The following is an 11455-nucleotide window of genomic DNA, read 5'->3' on the forward strand; positions in this document are numbered from 1 at the left end:
GCGTCACCTTTCTGAAGTGCAGGACCGATTTTGCAAAGCGGTCGTCGCAGAAAATACGTGGGGAAAATGGTGAATAATCTGCGTAAAAAAGGCCCTGGATTGTTGCAGCAGATAAAAATGGTCGCCGTCAATCACCACCTCGCCTGCGATATGGTTCAGCCACGGACGCCAGGCCTCCATCTCCGGCCGGGAGGCTTCACGATCGCGGCTGCCGCACACGAGCAGCGCAGGCGTGCGCAGCGGCGGAAAATCGTCGAGCGAGTCGTAGTGATAGTGCTCAGTAGCGTAAAAATCAGCGCGCAGAAGAGGAAGAAATAGCGACAGTAGCTCCTTGTTTTCCTGTAGTTCAGGCGAACATCCGCCGATATCGATCAGTTCAGCGATAAAGTCGGCATCATCGCGGTCGCTGAGCCTGCGCCGGGAATGCAGATGAGGGGCATGGCAGCCGGAAATAATCAGCCCTTGTGGGGGAAGCCCCCGTTGTTCCAGAAGCCGGCAGGTTTCAAACGCCACCTGTGCGCCCATGCTGTGCCCGGCAAGTAAAAGCGGGGCGTCAGGCGATACGCTCTCTTCCAGTTCGTCCGCCAGCAGCGACGCCAGTTGCGTAATGCTGCTGAGCGGCGCCAGATGGCGCAGTCGATCGCGCCCCGGCCAGGTCACCAGGGAAAGCGCGATCTCCGCCATGGGGTGGTCTCGCCAGCGGCGAAACGCGCTACTGCTGCCGCCCGCGAAGGGGCACATCACCAGATGCGCCGTACTGGCGTTGCGGGCGGGCCATAACGGTATACACATGGCAGATTGCATCACCGGGACTCCTCATCGTGGCGGTAGAAAGCCGGTAACCGGTCGTGACGCGGCGGCGTCAGATGTCGGATCTCCGCATGGCCGGTCTTACGTAAAATCTGCTGCCATAACTGTGATAACGCGAGCTGATGAGCGGAGTGGCAGGCCGCCGGCAGATTTCCACCCGCCAGATGGCAGCGCAGCTGCTGTAGCAACCTGCCAACCCCCTCCGGTCCGGCGGTTTCACAGCAATCACGCCAGCTCAGGGGAGCCGCGCTGCGCGTCTGACCCGGCGGGTCGCGCAGGATCTCCGGCCTGCGGTAGAGACTACGAACATTCGCCTGATGTTCTGCGACAAACAGGCTGGATGACCAGACTACGGGGCCGTAGCTTGCCTCCAGCGAAAGATGACCTTCCGGCCAGCCCAGCAGCAAACGGTGCATAATCAGGCTGTGCATATCAGGATCGTCAGGATCGAGATAGCGCTGAAGTAGCAGACAGGCTTCTCCCGCCGGCCAGAAAAGTCTCAGACAGTGAAAGTCGCTAAAGCTACCGACCACTTCGCACGCCACGCTGGCGGCATCAACCTCTAGCGCCAGCAACAACAAATCCAGCGTGGAGTAGAGCAACTGTCGGCTGGTGGTAGCGTGAGCAACCGACGGCGCCTGATCCAGGCTGCGACGTAACCGCTGCGCATCCCCGAGCCAGGCGCGACCCGCACGCGCGTGCGGATAAAACGTGTTGACCCAATAGCAGCGGCCCCGTTCCTGCGCCAGCGCTTGTAAAGAACGGACGTCATCCGGGTGGAGGGGATGCTCCTGAATCACGTGCACGCCGCGGGTCAAAAAGTGCCGGGCAAGCTGGGTTCCGCTCCCGCCGGCGACGGTTGAGCGCACGACGATACAGGCGATATCCGGCATCTCGGCGATCTGTTCCGGCGAGGTATACAGCGGGATTCCAAACGCATAGGCCAGCTCTCTCGATCGCGCGCTTCCCTGGGACAGAAGACCAACCAGTTCCAGCCCCTCCTGGGGCTGCATAAAGGCGTTGAGGTACATTTCGCCAAATTTAGCGCCCACAATCAGTACGCGTTGCTTAGGGGCGGCGGACGACATCATAACGTGTTCTCCGGTTGCGTTGAGGTTGCGCCGAGCCAGCGCTTGATATGCTGCGCACAGGTCTGAACGTGGGGGGGCTCCAGCATGATTTGCCAATGGCTGGCTTTAATCGCATAGCTGTCGGCGCGGTCTATCCAGGTTTGCCATTCGGTTTCCGCTGGCGTCCAGCGCGCGGGTCTCATCGCGGCATGCACGATGAGACAGGGGAGCGGAACGGTTTCGTCCGGCGTATGCTCGGTCAGTAAGCGCAGCAGATGCGCGATGTTGTCGATCCACGCTTCCGCCGCCTGTAGCGTCAGGTTTTGCGCCATTATTCCCGCTGTTCTGGCAAGGTCGATAAAATAGGCAAGCTGGCGGTCGGGCGTCAGCCGATCGAAATGTTCCGGCAGCGCCAGCGGCGTATCTCCTTCGGCTAACAGCCGCAGCAGGGCCGTCCGGTTTGCGCAACGAAAATCCTGTCGACACACGGGATCGATTAACGCCAGCCGTACCTGCTCGCCTTTGGCATCCAGGCGCTGCGCGGCGCCCGCCGCAAGAAAAGCGCCATACGACCAACCCGCCAGAACATAAGGGCCGTGCGGCTGCTGGCGGCGGATACTCGCGACATACTCATCGATCATCCGATCAAGCGTGGCAAAACGCTGCGGCGATTTTGCCTGCAGGCCGAAAACGGGCATATTCAGCGCGCTGGCGAGCGGCAGCCAGGCGCTGATATCGCCGTCTGAAGCATGGAAAACAAACAACGTTTCGCCGCCACCGCCCTGGCAAATGGGCACAGGATTCTCCTCTGCCGACGAACAGGCCTGCAGATGGGCGCAGAAGTCGCTGAGCGTTGAATGGGTGAACAGATCCTGAAGGCTGGCGCTGGCAATTCCTCTGCGGTTCAGCTGCGCGACCATCCTTGTCGCCATCAGGCTGTCGCCGCCCAGCGCGAAAAAGTCGTGATGTCTGGACACGGGGCGAGACAGCAGCGTTTGCCAGAGTTCAGCGACCTGTTTTTCCAGCGCCGGATCTCCCCCGGAGCTCGGTGTCGATTCAGCTGGCGCAATCTGTGCGTCAGGTGGGGCCGATAGCGGAGTAAATAACGTTTCTCGCTGCCGGATCTGCAACGCGGGCAGGGTGGCGCCAAAACGCTGCTGCAGATAGCGGCTCACGGCTGCTTTATCCGGGCGATTCACCCCAGGCGAACGTGCGACCAGCAGATGCTGGCGCAGCGGCGACGATTCCTGCGGCGGCCAGGCCAGTTCGTTGGCAAAACCGGCCTGCACAAGCACTTCCTGCCATGCCGAACGGGTGAGCATAGGTTTTTCATCCCGGCGGCGGAAATCGCGGTATCCGCTTAACCCTTCGATAAAGCCGACGCTCGCCAGCTGGAATACGCTGTTTCGTTCCGTCGCTTCCACGATCAGCAGACGTCCGCCGGCTTTCAGCAACCGCTTTAATCGGCGCAACGACTGTACGACATGGCTGGCGTCGTGAAGCACGTTGACGGCAATAATCAGGTCGTAACCCGCCTCGGGGTGGGCGGTAAAATCCAGCGGCTGGTTGATATCGAATAAGGCGTAAGACACCCGCGATTCATCGTGGAAACGGGTTCGGGCGTCGTTGAGGAACTGCGCGGAGACATCCGTGAAGTGGTATGACAGCCGCGTGTTTCGCGTGGCCTTCAGCACCGGTTCCGCGGTGGCTGCGGTTCCGGCGCCCACCTCGAGGATCCGTTCTGCGCCGCAAAGGGCGGCAATCTGCGCGGTATAGCGATTCAGACAAGCGCTGGCGGGGTTTTCGCGATACAGCGCGTCGGTTACGCGCAACGACTCGTTGAACAGCAGTTCCAGCGGCGAACACTGCCCGGAGAAGAGGTCGTCGTGCCGGGCGATGCAGGCGTCAAGATACTGCGCCAGCGCCTGGCTCCAGTGGGTTTGCGGGCAAGCTTCGTGAGGTTCGGGAATTTCGCTGAGCGGAATGCGGCAGCGCCAGCTATCCCCCTCGCGCACTAACCATTCTCTTTCCGCCAGACACTGCAGCCACTGGCGTAGCAGGCGCCGGTGTGACGCTTGCGCGCCCAGCGCCTGTACTATTTCGCCAAATGGGTGGGCAACCTCCGGGGTGGTGAACAGACGGTGGCGATATAGCGTTGCGGCAATCCCCTGCAGCGCACGCGCCTCCAGCCAGCGCCAGGTCGCTTCCAGCTCGTCAAGTTGCGTCTGTTCAGGCAACGGCAGCGCCAGTGAGGCGAGATCGTGCTCATCATGTAACGGCGCTGAGGGCGGTGGATCCTCGGTCATAACGATATCCAGGGTTAACGCGCCATTTTCGCTTAATTCCGCTCTGGCCTGTTGGATGCCGGGGTATTCCTGCGCCGCTTGCTCAATATCCCGCAGATCGTAGTCTGCCTGCGCGTTCAGCGGCCAGCGGCGGCGGGGAATGTGTTCGGCAATGCCGCTGTCCATGGTCTTCAGGCCTTCAGGGGTGGCAATGGCGGCCTGCAGGATGGCGCAGTAGTCATTAAACATCGCTTCAGCCGCGCCCGGTTCCAGCACGTTATCCATGCAGTACCAGCTAAACGTCAACGCGCCATCGCTCTCCATCACCTGATGATCCAGCCAGACCTGCGGCGTTTGCGTAAAGACATAGCAGGGTTCGCCGAACAGATGACTCATTGCCCGGTCGATAGCCATTCCTTCCAGCGTCATCCCCAGCATGCTGGTAAACACCACCGGCATCAGCGGTTGACGCTGGGATCCGCGCTGGCGCCCCAGCTCGCGGATCGCCTCAACGCCGTTCACTTCGCTGTGCGCCATGTTTTGCCAGAGACGCTGCTGGGTCCGTTGCATCTGCTCCTGCAGCGTTAGCGGCGTTGAGAAGTTAAAATCAACCAGCGTGACGGAGGTAAAATCCCCGATCAACTGATTGATTTGCGGGTGGATCGGCTGGCGATTGAAGAACGTCAGGTTCAGCGTAAATGCCGTGGTACGGCTCCAGCGCTCAAGGGTGGCGGCAAACAGCGTGAGCAGCGCGGCGGAGGGGGTGAGGCCCTGCTGCTGCCAGCGTTGTTTCGCCGCCTGCCACTCTTGTCTATCAAGCGTCGAAGTGAACGTGGTGAAGTGCGGGGTTTCCGGCGGAGTCTCCACCACCGGCAGTTCCGGCGCTGAAGGCAGTTGCGGCAGTTTTTCCTGCCAGTAATCCCAGGCATCGTGCCATGCTGTTGTTTGTCGGCGCGCCTGTTCAGCCATCACGTAATCGCGGAAGGTGATATCGAGCGGCGGCAGCGTTTCTCCGCGCCATACCTGGGCCAAATCGTCCATCATGACTTTAAAGCTCTGCACATCGAACTGCAGAAGATCGAGGTTCATGTGCAGGCGGTAGCGGCAATCGTCGATTTCGCTGACCACCAGCTCAAAGAGCGGCCACTGGTCGGCAGGTAAAACGCGATAGCTCAGTTCATGGCGCCGTTTTTCCAGCGCCTGGCACTGCTCTTGCGGGGAAAGCGCGCGCAGATCGTCGCGCGGGATACGATACGTCGGGGTTGTCGCCAGAACGCGCTGTTGTCCATCTGCATCCACCACCATCCGCAGCATATCGTGGCGGGCAATGAGCTGGTTCCATGCTTTCTCCAGTACGGCGAGATCGAACTCATCGTGGCGTTTATCCCATTCAAACAGCACGTGACAGGCAACGCCGCCATAGCCAATAAGATGGGTTCTGCCCAACCAGTAGGCATGCTGAATCGGCGTCAACGGGAAGGGCGCGTAACGCTCAGCGGCATCTTGCTGCAACGCTTCCGGCGGCGATACGGCAGGCGCCGTCTCTGCCTGAGAACAGATAAGCTGTGTGAGCCCGTGCGGCGAGAGATCCTGCCACGCCCGTTCCGCGTTGATGCGTACACCCAGGTCATGTTGAATATCGCTGCTGAGTTCAAGAAAGAGCAGCGAGTCCATTCCCAGCTGTAACAGATCCTGATCTGCGTTCAGCGAAGCAGGATCGTTCAGTCTTAGCTGCACCGCAATGCGATTTTTCAGCCATGTCATCACCGCCGCTTTATCGCTGATGCTACCGTGAAAAGCATGGTTATCAGCGGGAGTCGCGGCCGGAATCGCGGCGTGTTCTGTTGCTGCGGCGTTAAACAGAGCCTGCTGCAGCGGGGGCATTTTGTCGGTGAAAACGCGCATGGCCAGTCGCCAGGCGGCGCCGCGCATCACCGCTTGTTCAAGGTGCCAGCGCCCCTCGGCATCGCTTAACGCGCCCATGCCACGATCGGCAAGGGTCGTCAGCATCTCTGTCGTAGCCGCCCGGCCGCTTTCTCCCCATGCGCCCCAGGCGATGGAGAGCACTTTCGGCGTATCAAGGGAGGAGAACTGCTGGGCGAGCCCGTCAAGATAACCGCAGGCCAGCGCATGGGCGCTCTGGCCTGGCGCGCCGAGGGCGGCGGCAGCGGACGAATAGAGAATCAGATAACGGGCGTCGTGGTTGCCCAGCGTTTGTAATAGCTGGCTTGCCGCCTGCGCTTTGACCGCGAAAACGGCGGCCAGCTGGTGGTCATCGAGTTCCTGCAAGGGCCCATCAGCCAATACGCCAGCGGTATGAATCGCTCCGGCAATGCCGCCGCTGGTCGCCAGCTCATCAAGAACACGGGCCAGCTCTCCGGCATCACCCACATCACAACGGCAGACGCGAATCTCAACGTCCGCTGTGTCGCCTGGCCATGACGCATCCACGCGCGGCGCCAGTAGCGCGATGCGGCGCGCCCCTTTTTCTCTGAGCCAGTTCACGGCAAGGCGGCCCAGTCCGCCAAACGCCCCGGTCACCAGATGCCAGCGGTTATCGCCGGCAAACACCTTCGCCGGTAATTCGGCGGCGCATCCCGCGTTGGGCGCCAGCGAAGGGAGCCAGAAGCCGTTATCCCGGGCTGCAAGCCAGCGTTGTGACAATGAAACAGCGCTTAATCCTTGACGCAGCGTTTCCCACGAGGCGTTTTCAGCCATATCGATAGCGGCGATTAACCGTTCCGGCTGTTCGTTGGCCACGACGCGAAGCATAGCCCACAGCGCGTGATGGGCCGCTGATAGCGCCTCGTTTTCCTCGATTCGCCACGCGCGGCGGGTGACGACAATCAAGCCGTCTGGGCTGGCGGTGAGCGCCTCTTTCACCTGTGTCGCTAACGCCAGCGTCTCCTCGCTCTCGTCGACAATCATCAGAACAGAAGGGGCCTGCGGATCGTGAAGAATGCCGTATTGCGCCAGCGCCTCTTCGTAGGCAAGGGTACCGGCGCTGAAGCGGAATACCAGCGGGCGGCTATTACTGTCGATGCTGAGGGGCCTCCAGCGCCAATGATAATGCGTCTGCGGCGCAGGAAGAGGCGCGTCGGGCGCCAGCGGCAGCCACTTGCCGTCTGGATGACGGGCTTCCACGCGCATCTCGCCGCGGGAAAAGGCTGCGTTTCGCCAGCTTAAGCGCACCTCCCCCAGCCATTGCGGGGCGGTAACGAGGGGCGGTTTCACGGGGGAATCGTCGCCGTGCCGCGCGGAGAGGCGCCGCCAGGCCTCCTGCCAGCGGGCGGTAAACCGTTCCGGCTGACCTGTGCAATCGGACCAGTCGGCGAGATAATCAGGGTTATCCGGCAACGTCTGTTCCAGCGCGGATTCTGATGACGTGGACATCTCCTGGCCGGGCAGGGTGGCGAGAATGATATGTTCGCTCATACCGGCGGTCGGGCTGTCGTCCTGCGGTAGCCACTGTACTTTGCTGAATCCGGCGCTTCGGCACTGCTGCTGCCACTGATGGGGGGTGAGGAAGAGCTCGCCTTCGCGGGCGTCGATATCCTGTAGCGGGAGGACCAGCGGGCCGAAAACGAAATCAAACAGACGCATTGGCTGGGTGATTTCGCGCATCAGCAGGCGCCCACCCGGCTTGAGCAAGGGACGCAGATTATCGAGGGTTCGACCGATATGGCGCGTGGCATGGATCACGTTAGCCGCGACGATAAGATCGTAAGACTGCGCCGCAAAGCCCTGAGACTGCGCCTCTTGTTCGAGATCCAGCTCGTCGTAATGCACAAAGTCATAGTCGGCGAATTTCTGCTGCGCGCGGCGGGTGAACAGCGCGGAGATATCGGTGAAGTGGTACTCCAGCGCCGGTACGTCTTTGAGTTCAGGCAGCAGCCATGCGGTGGTGCCGCCGGTTCCGCCTCCGACTTCAAGAATGCGCAGCGGCTGATGGGGCTGACGCGCCTGGACGATACCCCGTAGTACCCCGGCGGCAATCTGGTTGAAATAGCGGCCAAAGCTGAATTCCTGATATAGCACCTCTACGCCGTCGGAAGCGCCTTGCGGGAAGATAATCGCCACCGGCTCTTCCGCGCCGCTCATCATGTCGTATAACCGATCGCCGGCACGGGCGATGGTATCGGGGATAGCCTGATAACCTTCACAATAATCGGCGAGTTCCGTCAGCAGAATTTCCCGCTGCTGATGTTCAATGGGGCGGGCGCGGTAGTAGCGCCCCTCAGCGCAGCGGTAGTCGCCGTCGACCACGCAGTTATTTAGCAGGCGCTGAAGCAGCTGCTGGTAGCGGGGCATCAGTCGTCCATGGCGCATAATGGTGATGGCGTCCACGCCGTTATCTATCGCATCGCCCGTACAGCGTTGTACCAGCCGATCGACATAGATGGCGTGCAGTCGCGTGGCGCACTGTTTAAGCGCCTCCAGACGGGGGAGTTCGAGCGCTGTCGCGGCGCTGTTGGCCACCTCTAATCCAGCGGCAAGCAAAGCATCGGCAGGCTCGCAGGCGGAGGTGGCGCGTTCTTTCCAGTAACGCTCGGTCGCAAACGGATAGCATGGCGCGGAGATACGTTGCCCATCGCCTGCCAGAAGATCGGCCCACGGTAAGGTGACGCCGGCCGCGTATAGCTGGAGAAGCGCCTGATTCAGGACAGCGCTCGCCTCCTGTTTACGCCGGGCGCTGGCTATCCAGTAAGCGTCATCGCGGTATTCGCGCTGTCCGGAGGCAATCAGCTGGGCGTCGGGCCCCATTTCAACAAAAACGCGGGCACCGAGCTTGCGCGCCGCCTGAATACTCTGAATAAAACGTACCGGCTGGCGCATATGGCGGCGCCAGTAATCCGCCTGGTTGAGCGTCGCCTCGTCAATGAGTTCGGCGGTAAGCGTGGAAATCAGCGGTATTTGCCCCGGCTCGGCGAGCAGACCCGCGCAGGCCTCCTGGAAGCGATCGAGTATTGGTTCAAGTAAAGCGGAGTGCGCCGCGCCGGTTACGCTCAGGCGACGATAGTCGATCTCGTGTTGCGAAAGCGCGGCGCAAAACTCCGCGATACGGGCTTCCGGCCCGGAAAAGACCGTATGCCGGGTGCCATTGTTGGCGGCGAGATCCAGCTCGAACTGACGGGCCAACGGCATCAGCGCCTCTTCTTGCGCAAATACCGCCACCATCGCGCCGCTTGCGCACAGCTGCATCAGCGCGCCGCGCCGACATACCAGCGGCATGACCTGCTCAATGGTATAGTGTCCGCAGACAACGGCAGCGGCAAATTCGCCGACGGAGTGACCCATGGCGAAGTCGGCCTTCAGTCCTTCAGCGCGCCAGTGGGCCGCCATCGCGATTTCGAACGCGACAATCGCCGGCTGGGCCCAGGCCATATTGTCAAGCTGCGTTGAATCGGGATTAAACATCGCTTCCCGTAGCGAAGGCGTGAGCATGTCGCGACAGGCGACAAAACAGCGCTCCAGCGTATCGGCAAACGCCGTTGAGTGCTGGTACAGAGACTGGCCCATAGTGCGCCAGTGCGAACCCTGCCCGGTAAACAGCCACACCTGTTTGCCGCTGGCGCCGTGGCCGCTATAGACCGGCGAAGTCGATTTCGCGCCAGCCCAGGCGCTGAGCGCGGCGGCGGTGTCATGATTTAATGGCGCCGCCAGGCGGAAGGGAAGATCGAGACGGCGCGCGCGTAACGCCGTGAAGGCCAGATTGTTGGCATCCGCGTTCTCCCTCAGCGCCGCGGCATAGTCCGCTGCCAGCTGCCGCAACGCGGTGTCGCTGGCGGCGCTGAGCAACAGCGCGGAACTCTTGCTGCCGTCATCCGCGGCGGGGTAGCTTATGTTGAGTTCGTCGGGCAGCGAAGCGACGATCATATGGCAGTTGGTGCCGCCAATACCGAAGGAGGAGACGCCCGCGTAGCGCACTTCGTCCTGCCACTCCTGCGCCGTCACCGGCACGGTAAAGGGGCTTTCCTCGAGCTTAAGCGCCGGGTTTGGCGTGTGAAAATTCAGCATTGGCGGAATTTTTCCGCGACTGACCGCCAGAACGGTTTTCAGCAGTCCGGCAATGCCCGCCGCGGTATCCAGGTGACCAACGTTGCTCTTCACGGAACCCAGCGCGCAGCGCTGTTGCGCCGGGCGGGGAGCGTAGACGTTGCGCAGGGCTTCTATTTCAATCGCGTCTCCCAGCGGCGTGCCGGTACCGTGGGTTTCAATGTAGCCGATCTGCCTGTCGTCGATGGCCGCCAGCATTAACGCCTCTTCGATGACCGCTTGCTGTCCTGCCACCGACGGCGCGGTATAACCCACTTTTCTGTTTCCGTCGTTGTTGACCGCGCTGGAGAGGATCACCGCGATAATCGGATCGCCTGACAGCAGCGCGTCCTTCAGGCGACGCAGCACCACGCAGCCGAGACCGTTGCCGGCCCAGGTGCCCTCTGCCGAGGCGTCAAAAGGGCGACAGTGGCCGTCGGGAGAGAAAATCATCCCGGGCTGGTAGCGGTAACCCGCCTGCTGGGGGAAGGAAAGCGCCACTCCGCCGGATACCGCCATATCGGATTCGCCTGCGCGCAGGCTTTCGCAGGCCAGATGGACCGCAACCAGCGAACTGGAGCAGGCGGTCTGTACCGATAACGCCGGGCCGTGCAGATTGAGTTTGTAGGCCGCGCGGGTGGCTATATAGTCCTTGTCATTGCCCATCAGAGACTGCAGGCCCTTGACCTGTGCGACCTCTGTCACGTTCAGGGCTTCGCGGCCGGGATAGGTGCTCATCCGCGAAGAGGCGAAAACGCCGGTCTTATGGGGGACGGCGCCCGGGGCGTAACCTGCATGCTCCAGCGCATGCCAGACCGCCTGTAAAAACAGGCGCTGCTGGGGATCTATCGACTCCGCTTCCTGCCGCGAATAGCCAAACAGGGTGGCATCGAAGCAGTCAGCGTTGTCTAAAACCGTTCCAATATTGACGTAACAAGGATCGTCAATAATGGCGGTATCCAGCCCGGCGGCCAGAAGCGCTTCGCGCGTAAAGCGTCGGCTGCATTCGCGGCCTTCCAGCAGATTTCGCCAGAAGGTTTCGCCATCCGGCGCTTCAGGAAAATGGCAGGCGTAGCCGATGACTGCGACAGGTTCGCAGTCCGGGTAGCGTTGAGCGATCGATGCATCAATGGAATCTGCTGTTGGCGCAGAAGAGAAGCGCAAGTTATCCATAATCGGTCCCGTTTCCTAAAATTGACAAAGTCAGTGGCGCGCCATGCGTTGGCGATGGCGTCCGGGAAAAGTCAGTTTGTT

General features: G+C 61.2%; 3 protein-coding genes. All 3 read right to left on the reverse strand.

The features are described 5' to 3' along the window. Positions 1-3 precede the first annotated feature (3 nt). Genes JLG71_RS13795 through irp1 form a run of 3 tightly spaced genes read right to left on the reverse strand, consistent with a single transcriptional unit; the run spans position 4 to position 11374 of the window. A complete protein-coding gene (locus JLG71_RS13795) occupies positions 4-807 on the reverse strand; it encodes a thioesterase II family protein (RefSeq protein WP_048262810.1) in 804 nt (267 codons plus the stop codon). Next, positions 804-1901, reverse strand: a complete 1098-nt coding sequence (locus tag JLG71_RS13800) for a Gfo/Idh/MocA family oxidoreductase (protein WP_049070587.1) — start codon at positions 1899-1901, stop codon at positions 804-806. The genes JLG71_RS13795 and JLG71_RS13800 overlap by 4 nt, the downstream gene beginning before the upstream one ends. Further along, a complete protein-coding gene (gene irp1 / locus JLG71_RS13805; RefSeq protein ID WP_200914289.1) occupies positions 1898-11374 on the reverse strand; it encodes a yersiniabactin polyketide synthase HMWP1 in 9477 nt (3158 codons plus the stop codon). Before irp1 ends, JLG71_RS13800 begins: the two co-directional genes overlap by 4 nt. Between the last annotated feature and the right edge of the window lie 81 nt (positions 11375-11455).

The sequence above is a fragment of the Klebsiella michiganensis genome (assembly GCF_015139575.1).
GTDB classification, from domain to species: domain Bacteria; phylum Pseudomonadota; class Gammaproteobacteria; order Enterobacterales; family Enterobacteriaceae; genus Klebsiella; species Klebsiella michiganensis.

Coding starts and splice junctions, on each gene's coding strand:
- JLG71_RS13800 (WP_049070587.1), bottom strand. CDS start 1,901: ATGATGTCGTCCGCCGCCCCTAAGCAACGCGTACTGATTGTGGGCGCT.
- irp1 (WP_200914289.1), bottom strand. CDS start 11,374: ATGGATAACTTGCGCTTCTCTTCTGCGCCAACAGCAGATTCCATTGAT.